Raw genomic sequence first — 24,383 nt, 5'->3', positions numbered from 1 at the left:
ACCGCATTTCACTCAAAGTTAAGATATTTGTTCCTTTCATCGCTATCGATAATCGCCTGATTTAGTCTCTTGGATATTTCCTCAAGGGCGAGCTCAATCCCATGTTTTTCTTTGCGCAAAGAAATTAAGTCAACCACTTGCCTCGTACTTTCGTTTTGTATATATCTATTTGATGATAAGTTGTACTCATTTCCACGAATTTCGGCGATGCTAACCAAACGCGAAATGCCGTCAAGTTCAATTTTATGGATATATAAATCTGATATTTTATCGATTGCTGCAGGCGACAGCCTGCTAACTCCTTTGGAGAAAAATTCAGATTCATTCCAATTGATGAAAAAAATATCGCTTTCCTTTCTGTCTTTTTTGAATAATAAGATGTTTGCAGGAATCGTTGTATTGTAAAAAAGCTTTTGAGGAAGTGTAATAATGGCCTCGATGAGGTTATGCTCGACCAGATTTCTTCTAATTAAACCGTCACCTCCTGATCTAAATAGTAAGCCGTTCGGACTTACTGTTGCCATAACGCCTCGCGGATTTAACATCGCCAGCATGTGCAGTATAAAAGCGTAATCAGCACTTGATTTTGGCGCTCCAAGAATAAACCGTTGGAAGGGGTCCGTGTCTAAGATGTCATCGCCCCATTTTTTCATATTCCATGGTGGATTTGACACGGATACATCGAATTTTCTTAAATTTCCATGATTGTCAACTGGCGGGGAGCGCAATGAGTCACTTAGAGTGACGGTTACTTTATCTGCTTCGCTCAAGAATAAATTTAACTTAGCGATTGCCCAAGCGGCACCATTTTTTTCTTGGCCAAATATTTCGACTTCATTACCGCGCTCTTTTTCCATTGTTGCGCAAGTCGAAAGCAGGGAGCCGGATCCACAAGCAGGGTCATAATATTTTCTGTTTTTTTTCAGTTCTTTGCTATGTGAAACAATTTTTGAAATCAAAATCGATATTTCAGGTGGAGTAATGTATTCAACATCTCCCTTTGAATGCAATGCTAATAATGCTATCGAGCTCTTAAATATCTCCCCTAGCGACTTCTTTGATTCAAAAAAAGAGCTGAAGCTAAATGGTGGAAGTGCGAACGTTTTAACTATATTTTCCAGCGCAAGACTTTGCTGCTCTTTCGAGCCAAGACGATTAGTTGAAAATTTAAAAGTAGAAAATACTGAAGATAACTTATCAGGAAAGCAGTTTTCAACTGCATCTAAAATTCCATATAGTGTTTCTTTTTTATTGTCATTAAAGAAGGCAAATATTCTGGACTGAACATCTTTGATTTTTTCTTTGTCGATTACTGTTTCATAGTTATCTTTTGACATTTCGCTATTTTTTAAAATCTCTATATAGTCATAAAGAAGTCGCAAAAAAATTATCGGCAATATGTAATATTTATGTTCACTGCTGGGGATTAGTGAATCTAAGGAATCGCTAGCAGTAATTATTGCATCCCCGATATTTTTATTTCTATCCATGGAGATCCTCTTTTTTGGAGAAAATATTCTCACACACGGCCTTGACTTCAATTTCGTCTAATATAGCCAGTTTTTTCTGAAGGATAATTTTTTGGAAGTATAGTTTTTGTATTTCAGATATGGATTCTTGCACATGTCGTTCCGGCATATATATAGGTATGGACATTAGCTTGCTTTTATTTAGTGATTTTATGTTGGTTCCAGTCAAAAGTTTTGCTAACTCTTGCTGAGTTTCATTTCGATTCAGATACCACGCTAGATAATTCGGATTTATACGTTCCGTAGATCTAATAACAGTGATGTGGCCAACCGGAATTATATTCTTTTCATTCTCTTGTATGATTCTAGCTGGATAGCGATCGCCACGACCAGGCATAAGAATATCTTCGTTTTTAATACAATGCTGCTTTTGCTCTGGTGTGAGTAAAATTTTGGTTAGCTCGTTTACAAAGAGCGGCCAAGGACCGACAATATCTCGAATGGAAATTGAATACGCGTTACCTTCAATGTCGATTTCCGGCGAGCTATCGCGAAAAACCTGAACTGTATGAAGGTCCGCTACAGAGCTTAATGGTTCTAATTTATTTTTCATCGAATTTGTTTTTCATGCCACGCTGCTTTTATGTGCAGCGTGGCAACTTGAGTTAGCGACTACGTCGACGACTTGCTACTTTAAGGTAGCGGCCCAGTGAAATTACGCAAAGCATCAACATGCAGATAATCCCACCCAATGGATGGGCGTCAACAATCTTGATGAAGTCACCCCATGAGCTGAGGAGGGAACTCAGGGTTGTCGTGTTCATACCACCTCCAAGGAAGCAATACGCAGGGTGATATAATGAGAAAAGATGGTGTAAGATGACATGGTTTCCTTTTGTCGAGGGACACTTCTGAACCTTAAGCTCTAACTTAAGGTTGGCAACATGAGTTCGTATAGATATCTACACGAACTCATGTTTTGAATAATACCTTGCTCGGCATTGAGTGTCAATGGTGTAGATGCCTACACGTCTCGCTTTTTTCATTTGGGCTCATGCCGAGCTTGCGCATGATTGGATGCTCCTGCTGCTCGGGGCGGCACTGCGCCCGCCTCGGCACATTGTCGGGGTACTGTCAACTTACGGGCGGTGGGGAATTTTTGTAAAGTAGGGGGAAGAAAAAATCTAGTTTCTGTCGCGTTGTTGATCAAAGGTCGAAGTTATCCCAGCACGGCACTTCTCCCCTCAAATTGGACAAACCTGTCCTGCCAGCGTATAAAATTGGTCGGCGAACGACGTCATCACTGTGCGAGCCATTGCGAACTGGCCCTTGCGGATCATGTGCATGAGTTCGACACACGTAACTATGCCCTTACTGCGTTAAGAAGCAGGCGCTCTGCTGTTGCCCCGTTCAGCTATGCCAGCTTTCGCCGGCAGTTATTGCTAGGGAAGGCCTGCTTTTGCTAGAGCACGGCAGGAGTCTCTGCAGGGCAGGGGATAGATAGGCCCGACCCGATTTCGTCGTTGTATCAGGCAGTTGCGAAATCGTACACCAGGTGCTTGGCAGGACCGCGCATGTCCAACACAGTCCATGGGTCTTTTATCTTTCAAGAACCATAGATCAAGAGAGTCTAAGCTACTGGTGGAGATTCAATGTAGATATGTCCAGGCACCCTTGACCTTGATGTACGTCTCGCCCATCCGCCAGTTGCGGCTGACCGGGAGCTTATGCTTGCGAGCCATCTTCTCGATGAGCCGCAGGACACGGATCGCCCATCGATTCATCGACGAATGGTCGACCGAAACTCCGCGCTCTCCCATCATTTCCTCGATGTGCGAGTAGCTCAGCGGATAAGCCGCATACCAGCGGATACAGGCCAAGATGACTTTGATCGGGAAACGCACTCCTTGGAAGTTGGGCATGTCGTGTCGCCAAAGTTTCGATTCCGCAGCTTACCCGAGGTAGCTACTTCGTCGTCAATGCGACAGAACCTGCCGAATCATCTATTGGTTGCAAGAGTCGTTTTCGTAACCTTTACGGTCGATCATCGTTATAGGGTCAAATGCCCAGTGATTTTCCAGTTCAAAAGCTAATGATCTTGCAAGCCCGTCAAGACCAGGAAACAACGTGGCGTTATTGATATTCATACGATAGAGATCTTGCATCGCCTCTCTTCTCATCTTCCCTGTATCGAGCACAAATTTAACAATACTACCAAGGGGAGCTATTTCCTCGACCGGTTTATCAAGCATCCCCGGCATTATGAAGGTTCCTCCCTGAGCAATCAGTCGCTGGTTCATGTTGTGAGGTTCCCCAATAACAGCTACGGATTTCGTATTAGGAAGAAAGTGTTCCTCGTATGCACCCTTTAGCCATGGCCCGATTTCATCGGTTCTTGTTGTTTGACTGGGCCGAACAGTCCGATTTCCCTCCAAGTTTAGGGCAGGAGGGAAAGCTGCCCACACCGCTGCGTCTTTGGTTGCCTGCTCAAGTGCAAAAAAGGCCGCGACAAAAGGGGACCAAGAAAAATCCAACAGTCTAGTTGGCGCCCCGTGATGCTGCATGATTGATAACCACTCGAAAGAGTCGTCTGCAGCAGGGATATTTTGAAGTAGGAGATGTGCCTTCCGTTTAAAAATTCGAAGTATGCGAGCCTCCTGTTGCGGCCAAGCGTCTCTATGCACAAGGTGGGCGGTAAGGTATCGAGACAGTGAGCTAAAAAGCGGCCAATTTTTGTCCGCTTGCCCTCTAAACGCCCAACTTTGGTAGTCCTCGCCAGTCACGATTTTACGAAACTCCTCCCAAGAAGAAATATGTATTTCTATAAAGCCAGTATTTGTCATTGAATTTCCATACCTTACATTGTTAGTTGCTGAGCTATGTTCATTATGTCACCAGCTTAAGTTGGCTACATCGTAAGTCTCCTGCCTGAACCATCGTGAGCTCGTCGTCGTATTGTTAGATGACGTCGATCTGGTTGACCGGGTGCTCTGAGATGTGCACCAGCACATGGCAAAGCCAAGCTTCGCTGTCGATATTTTGAACTTGGCTGTCCAGTCCCATTTGATCATAAACGCGCTTTACCAATAGGTCCGGCTTCTTTTGCTGCCATTCTTTGAGCGCCTGGATGGGTGTTTTTTGCACCGATGACCCGTTGTGGAATGTGGTGGTTGTAAAGCTTTAAATAGTTGAACAAGGTCGTCTCCAGATCGGCCTGGCTATCGCCACCAGAGTTGATGGCTGCAGCGACTTGATTCTGACAGATGGCTTTCCCCCCAAGCGGACTTTCGTACAAGCATGTGACAATGTGTGAGTTTTTCGATTGGCAACTTGTTATGCTCTTGGGCGGTTAACGGCTGCGGACTCACTCGATCAACGCAACACTTTAACTTAAATGCATCATTGTAGAACGGAAATAATACGAAAGACGATTCGAATCGATTGCGCCGCGCCCCGCGAATCCTAAGATTAACGTCACAAGGCGTTTTGCTATGGGAAGGCACGGAACAGGGCCATGCTAAGACGAGGAATATGATCGCACGAAACTAAATAACTACACAACCAGCAGATCATTTCATTTTTTCACTCAGAATAACCCAAAAGAACGATATCAACTATCGGAATTTTTCAATATCGAAAATTAATAAATCTCAAAAAAACATAGTAGAATCGTATTTTTATCTTTGATTTACTTATTTCAATAAAATCTTGAGAGGAAATTTAATTGCTACCAGATACCTACACCATTAATACTGATCAGGTGACAAATCCCGGCGAAAGTCTGCATAATAGATGGTTGGAGCGTGGGATTGCTGTACTTAGTAGGGACGAAGACGACCTTGAAAAACTTGCTCAACCAGCTATTGGCGCAATAGTTTTGATGTGGGAAAACGGAATCGGAGGGGTTGCCGCAGGAAAATTTTCTGATAATGATGTACTGAGAGTCACTCGCACTGAGGACATAGTAAGCAAAAAGGAAGTCCGAGAGTTTCACCGAAAAGTAGATTGGTATGCCGATTTGAGGAAAAATCCGATCACAGCTACGGAATTTAGCAAGCTTCATGGAACAGATCCCAATGGGCGACTTCGGCGCTTCAATAAAGGAAAAGAAGAAATATTGGAATTAATAGAATCGCGTTCTCGTGATATTGAAAAAGAGCAATTAGAAACTAGGGCTGCCAAGTTCGCAGAAGTCCAAGTACGGCCTGATCAACAAGCATTTAGTAAGAGTGTTTTTATTGCGTGTGAAGGCCGTTGCATTGTAAGTGGCTGCAAAATTAGACAAGTTTTGGACGCAGCGCATAAAACTGGAAGAAATTGGCGTTCTGGACAAAATAGTGCAGGCGATGGTTTCATGATTAGGAAAGACTTACATGCGCTGTACGATAATAATTTGCTGTGGTTCGACGAAGACTGCAAGGTAAGACTAGCAACAAACGTGTATCCCGACTATGCACAGTATGAAGGCGTTCAGATATCTCCAGCGCATTGCCAGTAAACAAAGTGCCCGACACCACTTCTGAATGTATCGCTGGTAAATGAGTCTGCAGGTAAGCAAAAAGACAACGTGAAAAAATATCGCCCCTGCGTTCGTCGCGGATCGTTAACGCAAGATCACCCGGACCAGGGATAGGAGGGGCAGTGACGGCGCGTACGCCACCGCTTCAACAACAAGTTGCTCCCGGCCTTACGAAAAGCCGCATTTTGCGAGATTCGTGAGTGTCTAGTGAACTGGTGGCGATTCACCTCCTTACCGGAGGATCCACGTAACTAAAATGGTGAGAATTTGTCCGTATCCTTCGATTAGGTATGCATGCCTAGGACGTTTACATATGATATTGCCGACACTCTATCATAATGTTATTATTTCCTTAAAATTTATGACGTATTAACGTCAATGAATTAACGAAATTTGTGAACTTAACGTTTTACCTGCGACATTTCCGAGCGTCCTGGATTTGGTATCAACCAAGGAGTCTGAGTGCAGTTCATTAATCATGGCCCCGACATACCTGATGCGTTGCTGCAAGCCCACGAAGAGGGTCGCGTAGTTTTTTTTTGCGGAGCTGGCATTTCCTATCCCGCTGGCCTGCCGGGCTTCAATGGATTGGTAAAAGAGATATACCGTCTGAATGGCACGGAGTGTTCGGAGATTGAGTGCGCGGCGTTCGAGGCTGGGCATTTCGACGCTACCCTCGAACTACTTGAGCGTCGCTTGCCTGGACAGCGTCTGGCTGTCCGCACCGCATTGGCGCGGGCGCTAAAACCGAAGCTCCGCCGTAAGGGCGCCACTGACACGCATGTAGCACTGTTGCGCCTAGCGCGTGGCCGCAACGATGCGCTGCGGTTGGTTACTACTAATTTCGATCGCGTCTTTCATGTGGCGGCCAGACGCACGGGCCAAGCCTTCGAAGCTTACGCAGCACCAATGCTGCCGGTCCCAAAAAATAGTCGCTGGAATGGGGTGGTCTATTTGCACGGGCTGTTACCCGAAAAGATGAACGAAACGGTCCTGAATCGTCTGGTGGTTACTAGTGGTGATTTCGGCTCTGCTTATCTCACTGAGCGCTGGGCGGCACGCTTTGTGAGCGAATTGTTTCGGAACTACGTCGTTTGCTTCGTGGGCTATAGCATCAATGACCCAATTCTGCGCTACATGATGGACGCATTGGCAGCTGATCGGTTGCTAGGTGAAGTCACACCGCAGGCGTGGGCGTTGGGCGATTGTGAACCAGGACAGGAACTTCGGACGACACTCGAGTGGGAAGCCAAAGGCGTAACACCTATTCTTTATAACGTCCCAGCAGGTAGTTACAACCACTCAATGCTGCACCAAACCTTGGTCGCTTGGTCAAACACTCACCGCGACGGAGTGCAGGGTAAAGAGGCGATCATCGTCAAACATGCCCTAGCTCGTCCACAAGACAGTACCCTGTCAGATAACTTCGTAGGCCGGATGCTCTGGGCCTTGTCAGACAAGTCAGGGTTGCCAGCTAAGCGATTTGCAGATCTTAACCCCGTCCCGTCACTGGATTGGTTACTAGAGTCCTTCGCGGACGAGCGCTTCGGGTATGCTGATCTGGCGCGATTTGGTGTCCCACCCCTCTTTGAGGCTGATGCGAAACTGCGCTTCAGCCTGATTCGCCGACCTGCACCTTATGACTGCGCGCAGCCAATGTTGCTGGCTTCTGGAGGCGTCACAGGTAGCCATTGGGATGACGCGATGTTTCACCTAGCCCGCTGGCTAGTGCGTCATCTCAATGACGCGAGACTAATCATATGGATCGCGGAGCGGGGCGGGAAGTTACACGACAGGTGGCTTTTTCTGATCGAGCAGGGTTTAGATCGCATTGCTGCACTGGAGCAAGAAGGGAAAATATCAGAATTGGATGAAATCCGCCTCTATGCGCCTATGTCTGTTCCTGGGGCCTTGATGCGCACGTTATGGCGCCTTATGCTGAGTGGAAGGGTAAAGTCTCAGTGGCGCGATCCAGATCTGTATCGTTGGAAAAATCGACTTAAACGCGAGGGGCTAACCACTACGCTGCGGCTGGAGTTGCGCGAATTACTTGCTCCCAAGGTGACCTTGAAGAAACCATTTCGCTGGGCCGATGACGACTCGAGTTCTGCCGAACCAACCCAGATTTGGCAGCTAGTGGACTGGGAACTTGTACTTTCTTCTGACAATGTGCATTCCGCTCTAGATGACCTTACCGACGAAACCTGGGTGGCTGCCTTGCCACTGCTGATCGAGGACTTACAGCAATTGCTGCGCGATGCGCTGGACCTTTCGCGGGAGTTAGGCGGGGCCGATGACCGCAGTGATCGTTCAGACTGGGATCTTCCCTCAATCACGCCGCACTGGCAAAACCAAGGGTTTCATGATTGGGTAAGTCTGATTGAAATGCTGCGGGATGCATGGAATGCCGTCCGTGTGAATGACAGTGTGCGCGCGAAGCGAATTGCTCTTGCTTGGTTCGAGTTGCCATACCCTTCCTTTAAACGCTTGGCCCTTTTTGCCGCCAGCCAGGATGAGTGTATCCCGCCCGAGCAGTGGGTGGATTGGCTGCTGGCCGATGGCACGTGGTGGCTATGGTCCTCAAACACCAGACGGGAGGTGTACAGATTGTTTGTTCTGCAGGGGCGAAAGTTGAAGGGCGCTGCTCAAGAGCGTCTTGAGGCTGCGATCCTTATAGGTCCGCAGCGGGAAGGGGAGGAGGAGGACCGTGGGCAGGATCGCTGGATTAGCACAGTGTCTCACTCCGTATGGCTGCATTTGGCCAAACTGAACATGTCCGGTGTCGCGTTGGGGGCGCTTGCAGCAGCTCGCCTGAGGGAACTGTCCGAAACCTACCCAGAATGGCACCTAGCGGCGAATGAGCGCGACGAGTTCGCGCATTGGATGAGTGGTACCGGCGATCCAGATTATGAAGACAGCCGTGCCGTTGATATCGCGCCTCGGAAGCGGCGCGATATCGTTGAATGGTTGATAAAGCCAGCTTCGGTACGGCTACCGTTTGACGAGGATAACTGGCATGACGTTTGCCGCACTCGCTTCTTTCCAAGTTTAGCCGCACTCTGCGATCTGGCACGGGATGGCATCTGGCCGAAAGGCAGGTGGCGCGATGCTCTGCAGACTTGGGCAGAGGAGGCTACGGTTTCACGTTCTTGGCATTTTGCCGCACACCTAGTACAGACGATGCCAGATTCAGTTCTCCAAGAGATAGCGCATTCAGTTTCTTGGTGGATAAAGTCCGCCTCCAAGTCGAGCAATCTCCACGAGGATATTATGCTTGAGCTGTGCCATCGTGTGCTGAAGCTACCACTAGAAGTTGGGACGGATTCTCATATCACGAGAAATGGCGTCAAAACTTACGATCCGGTGGGTTCAGCGTTCAACCACCCGATCGGCCATGTTACTCAGACCCTGATTAATCTTTGGTTCAAACGGAACCCCAACGACGACGATTTGCTTCCAGCCGACATTGGCCCCTTGTTCGGTACCATATGCGACGTGGGTGTAGATCGTTTCCGCCACGGCCGCGTATTGCTGGCATCGCAGCTGATTGCTTTTTTTCGTGTAGATAGGGCTTGGACAGATCAATTTCTGTTGCCGCTGTTTAATTGGAATAATTTAGACGATGCAAGACCTATTTGGGAAGGTTTCCTCTTATCACCACGGTTGTATCAACCCTTGATGACCGCTTTTAAAAATCAGTTCTTAGATGCCGCGAAACACTACGCGGATCTTGGCGAACGTCGTCAGCAATATGCTGTATTCTTGACGTTTGCGGCGTTGGGGCCGACAGATGGATACTCAATCGAGGACTTCCGATCTGCGTTTGGTATTTTGCCGCCATCTGGATTGGAGAAATGCGCACAGGCGCTGTACCAAGCTCTTGATGGTGCGGCCGAGCAGCGTGAGGCCTATTGGAAGAACCGAGCGCAGCCGTTCTGGCTCCAAATATGGCCTAAATCTCGCGACTTGGCTACGCCGCGAATTGCCGAATCGTTGAGCCGGCTAGTCATTGCTGCCAGAGGTGAGTTCCCAGCAGCCTTGGCCACAGTTAAGGACTGGCTAATACCAATTGAGTATCCTAACTTCACAGTCTCTCTATTGCAAAGATCTGGACTTTGCAAACGGTTTCCAGAGGAGGCGATGCAGCTACTAAATGCTGTGATTTCGGACCAACAGTGGGTCCCTCAAGAGTTGGACCCATGTCTAACCGAGATAGCACAAGCCGCACCACAATTTGTTCAACGCACGAACTACCGTCGGCTCAAAGACTATTTGCATAGACGAGGGATCTAATTGGCATATTCAAATTCCATGTTGTGAATCGCCACGAGTTAGCCAAACGCTCTTCAGACGCTCAAAATACTGCTTTTCGCAATTGGTCGGGCTCGGAGGCTCATGATGACCAGTCCTGGCCTTCCACCACCGGAGCGTGGTCGAGCGCCCGAAGCAGAAGACGGGCGAGATTATCGTAGCCAACTGTGCCGCTATCGCGCGCAAAAGCAGGCGCACTGCTGCTGCCTCGATCGGATAAACCATCCTTCGCCGGCAGCTATAGCCAAGGAAAGCCTGCTTTTACTAGGTCGCGATAGGAGTCTCTGCGGGGCAGGGGAGATAGACCCAGACCCGCTCTCGTCGTTGGATCAGGCGGCTGCGAGATCGCACGCCAGGACCCTGGCAGGACACCGAGCCTCCAACACGATCCATCGGTTTTCATCGTCCGAGTACCATGGATCAGAAGAGTCTAAGCTATTGGTGGCGATTCATGTCATCTTCCACTGTCCGCTATGGCGAGGGAAGGTCATTCCATAGTTCGAGCTCTAGCTTCTGAAAACATGTTGCCGATGCCACTCCAAGAAAGGTAGCATGTCGGTATGCTTGCTGCTTTTGAGGCGCATATGCTTGTCGACGTTTAGCATTTGTGCAAATCCGTCTTTCAGCCCCGGACTAAATATAATTCGGAAGTTATCGTCAAAGCTAATCAGGCCCCTATCAAACAACTTGTCTAAGTTTGGGGTCAAAAGCAATCCATTAGCGGCTCCTAGCCGCTCTATCGGAGTCTCGCATTTGCTCCAAGGCTTGATGTGACTGGCGATTAGCACTTCTGTGAGGCCGCACCCGGTTACCGAGCAACCGGCCCAACGGTCTATTAGACCATCTCGAAACGGTCCTTGACCAACCCGGGCCTTGATGATGATCTCTCGCTCAGTTTCACTTAAAGTAGCAACGTATGCACGAAAGGCCGGATCGTCTCCTGGATCAACAAGATCTGCGAATGAGTCGCGCACTTTTAAAATAGGTTGAATGTTTAGAGGCTTGTCTAGTATGAAGGTGGAAACCGCTTGAATGATCTGCTTGCCAGCGGCGACCGTCTTGAAACCGATTGCTGGCCATCTGTTTTTGCCTTCCTTAACAACAGCGACACCTGGATCTCGGCAAAGATCATGGACTAAAGCGAGCAATTCAGAGGCACGTGCCCCTATTGCTGCATCACTTATCGCAAGCGCGACGACTCCAGCACCCGTTTTCTTGCGCCTGGCGAAGAGCGTGAACTGTCCAGGGTTACTTCTCCCTGTTATTTCAAACAAAATTCCGTACCCTGGGCTCCCAGTAGTGCGCGCTTGATTACAGTTGAGCGCGTTTGCTAAAACAACGACCATATTGATACATCCCTCGAACAGTTCGGCGGTGCCGGCCTCTCTTGCATGTGGCAATAGCTTATCTGCACATTCTTTTGTTTGTCGCCGGATCGTTTCCATGGGTTAGATTTTCTAAGTCGTTTGTTGAAATAATGAATCGCCACGAAATCACCAGATGCTTGCGAGCCGCTCAACGTCCTGCGCTTGAGTCGCTTTCGCACTGTACTCATCGACATGTCGTCCGTTGCTCGTCGCTTCCTCTGGCATCCTAATTTCCTTATCTTGCAGGGATGTTGAATGACGGTTATTTTTTCATTACTTTAATCGTTGCACACATCGAGTAAATACCATCCTCGCTTATGGTCGCAGCAGCATCCCCTGATGCGTGTAACGCAGAAGCAATGTCCACCAGCGAGACGCGGCCGTCCGATCCTGAGTAGCACTTGGCAGCAACGTTGAGCGTCTGGATGATATCTGCGTCTGCGCGTTCAAGTTGGCGCCGTGCTTCGACAATGGCCATAGCTTGCTCAGTGAAGTCCTTGGCCGAGTCTCGCATTCCATAGTTTGCACGGAGTCCGAAGAGGAATTTTTGCATGGTCGCGAGCAGCTGCGGCGAAGGTTCACGCCCTAGCTTCGCATTCATAGCTCGACAAACGAACTCGGCATCCTGCGATGAAATTCCTGTCACTCCTTCCTGCAAAGCGTTTTTGTGCTCACATATGGACGTCGAAACCACCTCGGATGCGCTGACGCCCCGCACCTCTGTTACCACTTCCTTGCCGCAACCGGCCAGCAGCAATAACAAAAATGCCGATACAGCAACTAAATTTGGGTACACTAAATTTTTCCCTTAGCAATAAAATGTTGCTATTTTAGCTCGCATCTGGTCGATTGTAGGTCTTGCTCAGATGGCGGCCTTTCAGTTCGTGTTCATGACCCGCCGTGAGCCGCTCAGATGGTTGCTTCTCGTAAGTAACCATGCATGGTGGATGCGAAATCCACCCAAGCTCAAGCAGCTCTTGCTTGAGCGCGGAAAAGTCTCTATCAGCAGGACAGGGGGAGGGGTTAGGCATGCGAGATCGCATCGTGGAATCATCGACGACACAGCACCCACCTATGGCCGGGCAGTGAGCTCCAGGCTTAACACGATCCGTTGGGTTCGCATTCGCCAAGAAACATGAATCAAGAACACCGCACCTACTTACGGCGATTCAGCCCGAAGAATGCATCAAACTCCGCAATGCGCGTTTTTGGAAGTGCCGCGCGTAATCTACGATATTGCCACGGTTGGAGTGTTCTCACTTGAGAGACGACATTATCACGCCGTGTATTGATACGAAAATCTGCGGCATTAAATGCAATTTTGTGTGCGTTGCAAACGGCCGAGATCAGGATGAGCTGGCGGGCACTGTAACCCATTTTCCACTTTTCTCGCCAACTAGACTGCTCAAATTGATCGGGTTGAGCGGTCGCGAGCGCCTCCAGGACACCAAATGCTCGCTCCTCACGAGATCTCGCTTCATGCGCTGCCTGAGTACGCCGTAAAAATTTGGATTTCTCTTCCTCACCAACCACTTCAAAGCCGTTTTCATAAAGAGGAACAAATTTGGTGATGCAGGTAGACCCGACCCAAAGAGCATGACGAGTCAGGCGGTTCTCTATCTCGTACTGATAGCGCAGTCCCTCATGCTCACATAACTCACACACTTCACCAACAGAATGTGTGTCTTCATATCCCCCAGTTGTTCCCCACTCACGCATGGCCTCACGCAGGGAATTGCCTTGAGATAGTTTTATCATGTTCGCAGCTGCGTGTTCACTCCAATTTGACATCTGATGCTCCTGTACGAACAGTCAATTCCGATGCTGGTGCCCAATAAACTCATTTCTGAAGCAAATTCACAAGCCAGCACTTTTCAGTCCTAAGTATGACTATAGCGCAAGATGCATGCGTTATACGGAGGCGGCGTCGGCTAGATAACGTTGATATCCTCCCTGCGCGTCACTGGAAGGAAAATTAGGTTTTTTCGCAACAACACCATGTCGAAAATCCACAATTTACCGATTTGGTGTCCAAAAATCATAAATATCAGACTATCTGACTTGCTGCACTTATGCAATAAAGGTATCTTGGTTACATTAAGCGACCTCTGCGGTTTAAGACTGCTCTCGGCCATTTTCAACCTATGGTCCTCCCTTCCCCGACCAGGGCAATCCCCTCAGAAGGGATATCGCGCTTAGCTCCACAAGGCACGTTCGATATCGCTTCGGATCTTGTTAAAGACCTAAACGTGAGCATTCAGGAATTTTTTGTCAGTACTCCCACATCCGTTTTGATAACCGGGGCACTAATTGTGATCCTGAGCATCGCATTCCTCACCGTATTTTTGATACCAGGTGTATTGCATTTCATTCGGTTACGCAATATAAAAAAACAGATTGCAGGCTTTGGGAAAAACGACGCTGTCGGACTATTTTCCGCGGCATTTTCAGCGGACAAGCGCCTGCTGCATTTATGGACTGAGTTCCGTGAATCACTGCATGACCAAGAAGAAGAGCGCGATGGCCAGATGATGGTTGTCGCTTCACGCGCAACGGTGCCAGCTGAAGTGTATTTCAGCACCCAGGCAGTTGTTGACGGCAGATTGCGGACAGAATTTTTCAAACACGTTCCAGGGCTCTTCACGGGCATCGGCATCATCGGAACGTTTAGTGGACTGATTACAGGGCTAGAGGCATTCAAGGTAAGCGAAAATGCTGCCATCGTCCGCGCGGGACTAGAGTCATTAATGCATTCTGTCGGCGAGGCATTTCTCATTTCGGCTACAGCAATTTTTGCCGCCATGCTGGTCACGCTCCTCGAGAAACTGTTGTTGGCTGCTCTGTATGAGCAGACTGAGGACATCGTTCGCGCAATCGACTCCTATTTTGAATCCGGCGCAGGCGAAGAGTATCTCTCACGGTTAGTGAAGGCATCTGAAGAGTCAGCAAGCCAGGCGAAAATTCTAAAGGATGCGCTTGTAAAGGATATGAGCCAGCTGCTGCGCGAGTTAACCGCATCGCAAATTGCAGCTGCCAAGGAGCAACAAGATGCACTCGCCAGTCGTTTGACAAGCACAGCCAAGGAGCAAGCCGAGCTTTCCAGACAAGATAATCAGGCACTTGGTGCAACCATCGCTGAAAGCATAAAACTCAGCTTAGAAGGTCCAATGAAGGATATTGCGGAAACAGTCAAGGCAGCCAGTGGGGACCAGAGCTCAACTGCTTCCCGTATGCTCCAAGATGTGATGACAAGCTTCAGTCAGCGTCTGAATGACTTATTTGGCGGACAAATCTCCGGACTTAGCGATCTTAACCAGCAGACTGCACGTAGCATGCAGGATGCGGTCACGACCCTTCAGACACTTGTTTCTAACATAGAGGATTCTAGCCAGCGCTCAACTGACACCATGGCAACACGGATGGCCGAAGCCATCGAAAAAATGGAACTTCGCCAAGAATCTATCAACGCCACTTCTACTGAGTTCATTGACCAGATTCGTCAGCTTGTAGCGACATCCCAGACTGAAACCAGCAATAAGCTGCAGTCGACACTGGATAACATGGGCACTCAAGTTGAGACCATGCTTGGCAAACTCAACGATACGCAGAAACAAGTATTCGATAGCAATCAGGCGCGGGAACAGGCGATGTCGGACCGTTCTAGCCAAGTCGTTAGCGCAATGTCTGCATCGGTGGAGTCTGTGATTGGGGAACTCAACTCAGCTATCAGTGAAATTGCGAGAAGCGTATCGTCCCTTACCCAAGTAACATCAACCTCTGTCGACAAAATGTACGCAGGAGCAGAAAAGTTAGGCGCAGCGTCAAGAGACTTCGCTTCGGCAGGCGAGCGTGTCTCCGGAATCATGGGGCAGGCGGCGACGGTATCGGCCAAGTTTTCAGAGACCTCGGGGGCACTAACAAGCGGGGCAACGGCAATTCAGGACCTACTCCGGGACTACGGCATGCAGCGCACAGCCGTTTCCAACTTAGTCACCGAATTGCGTACGACTGTGGACTTGGCACGCAGAGAGGCTAGTCTGACCAGCGACATCCTTGCACGCATCGAGGAGTCCGCACAAAAACTCGGAACCGCTCAAAGGCAGGCAGACGAATACTTAGCCGGCGTCAGCGAGGTGCTGGGTACGGCGCACACCGCGTTTGCTACTGAGGTGAAGCGAACCCTAGACAAGGCAAATACCGAGTTTCACACAAAGCTAGGCTCGGCGGTCGCTTTATTGTCATCGGCAGTTGGCGAGCTTGAAGTCACACTCGCCTCAATGGGCACCATGACTCCGGCTAGGAAAATCGCATGACCGGCACCAAAATATACTTAAAACGTGGCAGCAAAGACGAAGCTGAAAAGCCTTTTTGGATTTCGTTCGCCGATCTGATGACTGCATTGATGGTGTTGTTTTTAGTGGTGATGGGCGTAGCCCTCCTAGCCGTCACCAAGAACGTGACAGAAAGAGAAAAAAAAGAAGCCCAACATCGCAAGGAAATTGAAATTATTCTTGACCGCTTTGAGGCGGCGGCAAAAAAACACGAAGATGATGGCATCAAAATCGATCGACAACGCCAGGTCATCGATTTCGGGCAACGTGCACTCTTCGCCTTCGGTAGGTCAAGCCTCGAAAAGAACCAAGAGGAGGTGTTGCGCAGGTTCGTGCCAGAAATCCTCCAACTATCCAACGACGACCTGGGAAAACGGGTGCTCAAGAGGTTAGTGGTCGAAGGGTACACCGATAAAAAGGGAACCTACCTCAGCAATCTGAACCTAAGCTTGCAACGTAGCCAGCGTGTGCTCTGCTCAATGTTCGCTGTCAGAGGTACCTCCCTACTATCAGACGCTGAGAAAGAGCAAGTGAGAAGCCTTTTTCTGGTAGGGGGCTACTCCTTTAATGCAGCAAAAGATAAGGATGAAGAAAGCCGCCGCGTCGAAATGCGCCTGGAATTCCTCGGTGTAGATGAACACAGGCAGGAGGTTGCTCAACAACCAGGCAATTTTGGCGAATGTGCGCTTACATGAATGCGCTTGCCCACCTTGCGAACCTCCTAGCAGCTGGGACCCAGGAGGGTACCAGACCGATGGCCGCGAGCCCTCGCATTGATGCCGTCCTGGCAGAACTTCGGTCTCGGGCGAGTACTGGTATGCGTCCGCGTATATCGGATGACCAACAACTGGAAGCAGTACGCCGTTTCTGGCAGACACAACAAATCTCGAGTTTCCGGGATACGTATCTGTTATCGTGGGGCCTGTGTCTTCCCCATCGTCCAGATGGCGATTGTGTCCTCGATAATCGACCGCGGCTCGAACGTGTCTTAGCCGGCGCAGATGACTGGATGAAGAAGCCAACAGCATACCGCCGTTGCTATCAGGGACTGGTCCGGAGTTATTTCAGCTACGCTCCTGTTGTCGCAGAAGAAATGGAGGTCCGTTACAGCAACTGGCGCTACCTGCGTGACTATCTTTTCGAGCGGAACGACAGTATTGGCAAGCAGGTAGTCGTTCCTGACTGGGTACGCACTGCTATCGATAACAAGCATCTTTTCACCAGCGAGCCGTATGCCCCCTATGTTGATGCATTACTTTGGGGAGATTCTTCGATTCTCGAAGAGCTATGCGAACGGCTTCACATTGGGAAGGCCTCTTGGTTCCTGAAGCGTTTGGTCATGGCTCAAGTGAAGCGGGCTACCCAGATGGAAGATGAAAATTACTTAAGCATCCTGCCCAGGTTACTCAATGTCCTTGCTGATAATGAGGTCCTCCGAGACGCAGGCCTTATACGGCTGCTGAATCGCTATGTCGATATCCCAGCTTTACCCCTGCATGCACAACTGCAAGACGTATCAGTCAACTGGTGGGGAAATCCGTGGCTGCCATCGAATGAAACCCGGTGGGGCGGTGTCACTTCAGATGCCCGAACAATGGTATCGAATTGGCTCAAGGCAGCAATTATCGAGACATTCTTTACCAAGCTGGCAGAGGATGGCTCTGCTGACCCACGCCGCATGCAGTTCTGGAAGAGATATGTCAACTCAATCGATAGTATGGAGTTTGCGCTTGGCTCCACGGCACGCAATTCCGCCGAACCCGACTTCGTGGCTCTACGTAAAAAAATGCACGGATTAACCTGCCATCTAGACACTTCTGGTGCAAATAACGCATTTATCATGAAGATGGGAAACCTTGTCGTCGTTGAGTTCAGCGGTATGGGAAACGCCCTCTACGGATACGACGTACGCAAAGGATTGCCTTTCGACTCTAAAAAGGTTCTTCGACTCCCCACAGATGCAGACAATTCCCTTAAACAGAAAGCACGCAGTGTTCTCTGGGAGTCTCACAAGGATGGTGTCGGAACCTGGTCGAAATGGGAGAATAACTTCGAAACAATTCTGCGTCGACACTTCGGAATAGAACCTCAGCAAGCTATTCCTGCCCCTGCAAAGAAAGTCCGTAGGTCCCCCGTCACAACACCGATCACGGAAGTAAGTAAGCCGATATCTCCAACGGTGAAACGGCATTACTCGCTCGATGGATTGAAAGCATTGGGCAAGCACAATGGGTTTGAAATACAGGATAACTCTGCTCTCGGCGGAAGTCTGTGGGCACGTACAGATATGGCAAACGAGGATGTGACACAGACACTGACGAGCTGGGGATTTAGTCACAAGCCAGGTAAAGGGTGGTGGAAATAGATGTTCAGATTCTTCAAAAAAGAAAAACTTACTATCGAGTTGCCTCAGATTTTCAGGGCCATTACAACATCTGGCATCTTGGTATCCTCGGAGCGTCAGGAGATCGGCCGCAAAGTCGAGGGCAGTGTTTTTCATGGCTACGCTTCTCAACTTCTCGATGAGGGCCTAGCCAATGAGGTACCTGATGGCATAGCAATTCGTTGGGATGATTTCTATACTGCAGTCGCACAATCTAACTTCGACGGCTTGCTGCAGTCGCTCGACATGCCCAGCTTCTGTGGCGCCAGGATTGCATTGCGCAGCACTGGTTCATTAGCGGATCAGGATTTCTCGATTGCAATAGGCGCTTGGCATCGCTCTGATGGATCAAGGATGCAGGTCAAGCTAATTGGGCCGGTCTTACAGGAGGGCGAGCAAGAGCACCTCATGCTGCCGGCGCAGTGGCATCTTTTTCAGTCAGTGGTTGCTTTTTCCCGGCGCCCCCCCGAACAACGTGACGATCTCTTTCATAGACAGGCATGGGGCCGCATCAGGACGCTTGCTATACAGGCCAATGCCATACTCGACGATTTTCTCATCCGCTCAACAGTATTAACTCCGCACTCTTTACAGTTAGAGATGCGAAAATCTGATGTTGTTGTGGGAGATCGCGTTGTCGAAATCATGCCCATGTTCACCGACGCTCCCAAGGGTTGGTTAGAGACTTTCGATAGCAGCAAGGACGTGAGGGACCGTTACGACATCGTCACCGATGAGGGCATCGTCCAAGTACTGATTGAGCCAAAGGTACGAACTGTATTACAGGAGGTGAAGCGCCTCGATCATCGCCGTATCGCAGGCTCACGTGCTCAAGCGTTCATCCTGAATCCTTACTCCGCCCTTGGCCCGGACGCAGTAGATGTCATTGACGAGGCACAGTTCGAGAATGCGCGTGCCGAGGCCGGCCTGACCTATGAGAGGTTTTCAGCCATAGTCGAACATGATGCGCTCGGTTTTCCTGTACGAGTGGGGCTATTAATTGAGACCGCCGATGTCAACGGTCTAGCCTCCTCAGAATCCGAGTGGTTCGATAAGGCGGCACTTCCAGCGTTCATTGGCACAGTAGAAAAAGCTCTGCGAGTAGGACATCAACTAGTAGCATGGAGGGGGTTTGACCTGGAGCTACAAGGTGAAACACAACGCTATGTGGACGAGTTGAAGGCTGCGCACGAGCGCTGGCAAGGAGCGTCAACACTGGTCTCTTATGCTCAAGTTCACGACCTCAGTGGCTATTCTGCGCGTATCGAAGGAATTGGAGTCGAAAAGCCCTACTATTCCCCATACATTGCGAAGAAGACTGCAGGCGATGGTTGGTTCCCTGACAATGTCGTTCCCTTAGTAGTCTACAGGCCCGAGGATGGTGGGGAACCAATTGCTATACCCACTACAAAGCTAGCCATCGAATCGCTCGAGCGCGAGATTGAATCCGCACGGCATGCCGGTAAGTCCTCGGTAAGCGTGTCTTGGCTGCCTGAAGCCATCGCTGTCACCGAGGCAACCAGCATTGTCGAAACATTCAAAAGTATTTTCCAAGAGATCGACGCAGGCGGGTCTTCTATATCACCAAGTGAAGGAAAAACGAAGAATCTTCAAGGTGAGGCGCCGACGCAATTGATCTTACGGGCGAACATACAGAAGGTTGAATACGAAGAACTTCGCCGCGAGGCATTGGAGGCTGTACCTCACATCCCCTTGATACCGCGAGCGATTCGAGCGACTGCGGCATTGTTACCGCACCAAGTCGAAGGACTGGCTTGGATGCAGCACTTGTATAGCCTCCAGACTGAATACCAAGTACGTGGAGCAATTCTCGCCGATGACATGGGGCTAGGGAAGACCTTTCAATTACTCGCATTGATGGCTGGCCTGATTGAGCGCGATGCATCGATAGCACCGATGCTGGTAGTCGCGCCGGTTTCTCTGCTCGAAAACTGGGTTGAAGAAGCTGGAAAATTTTTCATACCAGGTTCGCTACCACTACTCACAGCATACGGATCGGGACTGGACGGCCTCAAGGTGCCCAGGAGCCAAATTGAGCAGCGACTACAAACTGATGATAGATTAATAAAATTTCTAATCCCGAACTGGGTCGGCTCAGCCAAAATTGTGCTGACCACTTACGAGACACTACGCGACTTGGAGTTCTCCTTTGCCGCCCAAAAATGGTCGCTGATGGTTTGTGATGAGGCGCAAAAAATAAAGAATCCAGCTGCAATGGTTACGCGCGCGGCAAAGAAGCAGAACGTCGATTTCAAAATTGCTTGCACTGGTACGCCCGTTGAAAACACGTTAGCAGATTTATGGTGCTTGTTTGACTTTGTTCAACCAGGTCTGCTTGGTGCGTTGAATGACTTTGGAACGCGCTATCGGCGACCAATTGAGGCAAATACCGATGAAGAGAAGGAGCGCGTCGCCGAGCTCCGTGCACGAATTGCGCCGCAAGTACTGCGGCGCATGAAGTCTGTGGTTGCCAAGGAGCTACCGCCAAAGATCATCGTTGAAGACTGCAGAGCTTTAGCACTATCAACGACACAACGGAATCTATACGCTAAAGCCATAGATAGCTTCAAAAAACGCAATGACGAGGCGAGCCAGTCCCCCTTCAAAAACCACCTTGGTCTCTTGCACTACCTTCGACTCGTGTGTACCGATCCACGGCCTTATGGGCTCAGTGTGTTCAAGCCGGAGGCGGTTGCAGAATATCGCATTAAAGCCCCGAAACTCAATTGGCTTCTTCTGACACTGACGGCCATCAAAGAAAAGGGGGAAAAAGCGATTGTCTTTTGTGAGTTCCGCGAAATTCAGCGCCTGTTGCAGTACTACATCGAAATGGAGTTTGGCTTACGTCCCGACATCATCAACGGCGACGTAAGTGCATCGGCAAGCCATACACAAAGCCGACAGAAACGCATCAAGTCCTTTCAGGATAGAGCTGGCTTTGGTGTCATCATTCTTTCGCCAGTTGCTGTTGGATTCGGCGTTAACATTCAGAAAGCCAATCACGTCATTCACTACACCCGTACCTGGAATCCAGCAAAGGAAGATCAGGCTACAGACAGAGCCTATCGAATTGGTCAGGAAAAGCCAGTTTACGTGTATTACCCAGTTGTGAGCGCCCAGGATTTCACCACCTTCGATGTAAAACTGGATCAGCTGTTGACATACAAGCGAAAACTGGCCGAAGACATGCTAAACGGTGCCGGAGACATTGGGCCTGGAGATTTCAGGCTAGCCGATGTTGTATCTAGTGCTGATGCAAGCGATATCGATGAGCGTATTAACCTTGACATTGCGCTACGCATGAACGGTCAACACTTTGAGTGTCTTACAGGCGTGCTCTGGACTAAGCTCGGTTACGCCTGCTATAAAACGCCTAGTGCGAAGGACTATGGGGTTGATATCGTCGCAATTGAAGGAAGTGCAGGCATCTTAGTTCAGGCAAAAACCTGTGGTACCGATGGAGCGAGACTAGGCTGGGACGCAGTGAAAGAGGTGGTGGCCGGTGAAGCTTTCTACAAACGCAGGCACTTTGAGGTGCAATTTCAGAAAGTTTGTATAACGAATCAATTCTTCAACTCTCACGCGATTGAAAATGCTGCCCTGAACGGGGTCAAACTGCTCGATCAAACGGACCTTGCAGCGATGCTCAATGCTCACACGGTCACAATGCTTGAGATTGAAAGAATGCTGTACGCCACATGGGAGCAAATTTAATCTGTACCGACTTTTCAGATACGCAAGCATGGTGGATGACAATACAACAAGGGCGTCCACTTAGATTAAATCTCAGATTGCATTGCTACAGGCATAGTTTGCATATGTTAATGGCAAGACATACACAGGAATACCTATGACACATCCCTATCAGATTGTTAGATCGAACAAAGTGGGCTTAGATAGTGAGGAGAGTTACGTCGTTGCACGTAATGGGGTCAGTTTTCTAAGAATCCTCGGGGGAGAACCCCATTGGGCCGTTATGACGGCAACCGCAAGCGAAGATCTTGGCCCTATTCAAGTGTGTGCTGATCTACAGCGCCTAGTGGCGGTAGCATTACGTCTATGTAAGGAACTTGATAGTAGTTCCAAAGTTGTAAAAGATAGATTGGGGCGCCCATACGTAACCATCGGCACTATCACTCGAGAGGCAGGGGAAAGTGAAGATGATTTTCAGCAAGTAAATAACGCGCTCTTTCAGAGATTCTTCGATATTTTTGACAGCGATAACACTGTCTGAATCGCCATGGGTTCGCTAGACGCTCTTCAGACGCTCCAAATACTGCTTTTCGCAATTGGGCGGGCTGGGAGTGAGATAGCCCCCTGATTCCCCGGACACAGCCTATGCGTTATTCTTACGGATAGTAATAGGACTGTGCATATGACTAGGAACAAGCAAACAATCGAAGTGGTAACGGTGAGCCAGGAGCGTCGCAGACGCTGGTCAGCCGAGGAAAAGGCGGCACTGGTACGCGAGACGTACGAGCCGGGCATGAACGTGTCGCTGGTCGCTCGCAAGCACGGCGTGGGGGCGAGCCAGCTGTTCAACTGGCGCAAACTCGAACGCGAAGGTGCACTGATGGCGGTTACTGCCGGCGAATCGGTCGTGCCAGCGAGCGAACTGGCAGCTGCGCGCGCCCAGATCGCACAATTGCAGCGCATGCTTGGCAAGAAGACGATGGAGGCGGAAATTCTCAAGGAGGCCGTCGAGTTCGCTCGCGAAAAAAAGTGGATTGCGCGCTCGCCCTTGTTGGGCAAGGACGACCAGTGAAGCCGGTTTGTTCTGCCCTTGGTGTAGCGCGCTCGCATGTTTCGCAAATGTTGATTCGGCCGGCCGACTGGGTCGATGGCCGCACTGTACAAACGTTCCATCAACCTGCTGACGCGATCCTGGTCGACGCGGTGCGCGCCGAGATCACCGCATTGCCAACGTATGGCTATCGCCGTGCAGGCGCTCTGGTCAATCGAACACGCGCATTGATGGGGCTGCAAACGATCAACCATAAGCGCTTTTACCGGGTGATGAAACAGAACTCTCTACTGCTGCCCAAAGCACCTAAACGGCCCGTCAGTAGCCGCGTGCACGACGGTGTGGTGTCGGTGGCCGAATCGAACCAACGCTGGTGTTCCGACGGTTTCGAGATCGCCTGCGACAACGGCGAAGTGGTGACCGGCGTGTTCATGAAGGACTGCTGTGATCGTGAAATCATCGCGTGGCGGGCGTGGGCTGAACGTGGGTTGCCTGGCGAACCGGTACGTGACATGTTGGTGGAAGCGGTGGAAGCGCGATTTGGCCAGGCCAGTGTCGGATCGACCCGGCTGGAATTCTTGAGCGACAACGGTGGCGCCTACCGGGCCCATGAAACGCACGCCTTGGTGCGCGCACTTGGGATTGAACCGGTGCACACGCCGGTATGCAGCCCGCAGTCGAACGGCATTGCTGAAAGCTTCGTGAACACGTTTAAACGAGACTATGTGAACTTGATGGACCGCAGCAGCGCAGAAATCGTTCTGGCTCAATTGCCAGACGCCTTTATGCACTTCAACGAGGTCCATCCGCATTCGTCGCTGAAATGGAAATCGCCTCGCATGTTCAGGAGGGAGCTGGCGCGCCGGGCTCAGGAAAGTGGCGCTAACTAAACGATTGGCTGTGTCTGGTTATACGGGGGCAAGATCAGGAGTTCCGTGATGACCAGGCCACCGACAGTGAACAAAATCAGCAATCTCATCGAGCGCTTCAAGAAAATGATCGGCGGGCTGTCGCAGCCAACTGTGCCTTTATAGAACTCTGAGGCAGACACTTTATGCTGCCTCAGCCAGCTATGCCATCCTTTGCCGGAAGTTATGGCTAGGGAAGGCCAGCTTTTGCTAGAGCGAGGCAGGAGTCTCTGCAGGGCAGGGGATAGGCACGTCAGCCCCGATCTCGTCGTTGGATCAGGCAGCCACGAGATCGCACACCTGGTGCTTTGCAGGATACCCAGGTCACTA

14 protein-coding genes and 2 pseudogenes are annotated in these 24,383 nt (G+C 49.9%); 8 read left to right on the top strand and 8 right to left on the bottom strand.

Annotation, left to right across the window (positions count from 1 at the left end; genetic code table 11):
• Positions 1-8: 8 nt before the first annotated feature.
• The 5 genes and pseudogenes from FJQ89_RS07030 to FJQ89_RS28705 form a co-directional block, all read right to left on the bottom strand.
• Complete coding sequence (locus FJQ89_RS07030) at positions 9-1,490, bottom strand: N-6 DNA methylase (RefSeq protein WP_141169628.1); 1,482 nt, start codon at positions 1,488-1,490, stop codon at positions 9-11.
• Positions 1,483-2,082, bottom strand: coding sequence for a restriction endonuclease subunit S (locus FJQ89_RS07025; RefSeq protein WP_141169627.1), 600 nt, complete (start codon positions 2,080-2,082; stop codon positions 1,483-1,485). The genes FJQ89_RS07030 and FJQ89_RS07025 overlap by 8 nt, the downstream gene beginning before the upstream one ends.
• A 1,039-nt stretch (positions 2,083-3,121) precedes the next feature.
• A pseudogene (locus FJQ89_RS07020) lies at positions 3,122-3,391 on the bottom strand (IS6 family transposase); the annotation flags it as partial.
• An 81-nt stretch (positions 3,392-3,472) separates the two neighbouring features.
• Positions 3,473-4,312, bottom strand: coding sequence for an FRG domain-containing protein (locus FJQ89_RS07015; protein ID WP_141169626.1), 840 nt, complete (start codon positions 4,310-4,312; stop codon positions 3,473-3,475).
• Positions 4,313-4,520: 208 nt separating this feature from the next.
• Positions 4,521-4,689 (bottom strand): annotated as a pseudogene (locus tag FJQ89_RS28705) (IS481 family transposase); the annotation flags it as partial.
• A 504-nt stretch (positions 4,690-5,193) separates the two neighbouring features.
• On the opposite strand from FJQ89_RS28705, the gene FJQ89_RS07005 reads away from it, so the two are divergent.
• Positions 5,194-5,967, top strand: coding sequence for an HNH endonuclease family protein (locus tag FJQ89_RS07005; RefSeq protein ID WP_141169625.1), 774 nt, complete (start codon positions 5,194-5,196; stop codon positions 5,965-5,967).
• 483 nt (positions 5,968-6,450) lie between these two features.
• Entirely contained in the window at positions 6,451-10,281 is a 3,831-nt protein-coding gene (gene dsr1 / locus FJQ89_RS07000) for an anti-phage defense-associated sirtuin Dsr1 (protein ID WP_141169624.1), read from the top strand.
• Between the two features lie 524 nt (positions 10,282-10,805).
• Here dsr1 and FJQ89_RS06995 read toward each other — a convergent pair.
• From FJQ89_RS06995 to FJQ89_RS06985, 3 genes are all read right to left on the bottom strand, one after another.
• Positions 10,806-11,744 (bottom strand): HNH endonuclease, encoded by a 939-nt coding sequence (locus FJQ89_RS06995; protein ID WP_205704584.1) that lies wholly within the window; start codon positions 11,742-11,744, stop codon positions 10,806-10,808.
• A 184-nt stretch (positions 11,745-11,928) separates the two neighbouring features.
• Positions 11,929-12,462 (bottom strand): hypothetical protein, encoded by a 534-nt coding sequence (locus tag FJQ89_RS06990; RefSeq protein WP_141169623.1) that lies wholly within the window; start codon positions 12,460-12,462, stop codon positions 11,929-11,931.
• Between the two features lie 359 nt (positions 12,463-12,821).
• Complete coding sequence (locus FJQ89_RS06985) at positions 12,822-13,457, bottom strand: hypothetical protein (RefSeq protein WP_141169622.1); 636 nt, start codon at positions 13,455-13,457, stop codon at positions 12,822-12,824.
• A 458-nt stretch (positions 13,458-13,915) separates the two neighbouring features.
• On the opposite strand from FJQ89_RS06985, the gene zorA reads away from it, so the two are divergent.
• The 6 genes from zorA (at position 13,916) to FJQ89_RS06955 (ending at position 24,035) form a co-directional block, all read left to right on the top strand.
• Entirely contained in the window at positions 13,916-15,979 is a 2,064-nt protein-coding gene (gene zorA, locus FJQ89_RS06980) for an anti-phage ZorAB system protein ZorA (protein WP_141169621.1), read from the top strand.
• Positions 15,976-16,692 (top strand): OmpA/MotB family protein, encoded by a 717-nt coding sequence (locus FJQ89_RS06975; protein ID WP_141169620.1) that lies wholly within the window; start codon positions 15,976-15,978, stop codon positions 16,690-16,692. The genes zorA and FJQ89_RS06975 overlap by 4 nt, the downstream gene beginning before the upstream one ends.
• Entirely contained in the window at positions 16,677-18,362 is a 1,686-nt protein-coding gene (locus tag FJQ89_RS06970) for an EH signature domain-containing protein (protein WP_141169619.1), read from the top strand. Before FJQ89_RS06975 ends, FJQ89_RS06970 begins: the two co-directional genes overlap by 16 nt.
• Positions 18,363-22,115 (top strand): SNF2-related protein, encoded by a 3,753-nt coding sequence (locus FJQ89_RS06965; RefSeq protein ID WP_141169618.1) that lies wholly within the window; start codon positions 18,363-18,365, stop codon positions 22,113-22,115. It abuts the gene before it with no gap.
• Between the two features lie 136 nt (positions 22,116-22,251).
• A complete protein-coding gene (locus FJQ89_RS06960; protein ID WP_141169617.1) occupies positions 22,252-22,635 on the top strand; it encodes a hypothetical protein in 384 nt (127 codons plus the stop codon).
• Positions 22,636-22,776: 141 nt separating this feature from the next.
• Positions 22,777-24,035 (top strand): IS3 family transposase gene (locus FJQ89_RS06955; protein ID WP_423245175.1). Its coding sequence is split into 2 segments (ribosomal slippage): positions 22,777-23,125 and positions 23,125-24,035, totalling 1,260 coding nucleotides; the frame shifts between segments, so codons are not numbered across the junction.
• Positions 24,036-24,383 lie beyond the last annotated feature (348 nt).

The organism is Janthinobacterium tructae, from assembly GCF_006517255.1.
Taxonomy (GTDB): Bacteria; Pseudomonadota; Gammaproteobacteria; order Burkholderiales; family Burkholderiaceae_D; genus Janthinobacterium; species Janthinobacterium tructae.
The sequence above is the reverse complement of the archived record's forward strand: the minus strand, read 5'-3'. Positions and strand labels throughout refer to the sequence as shown.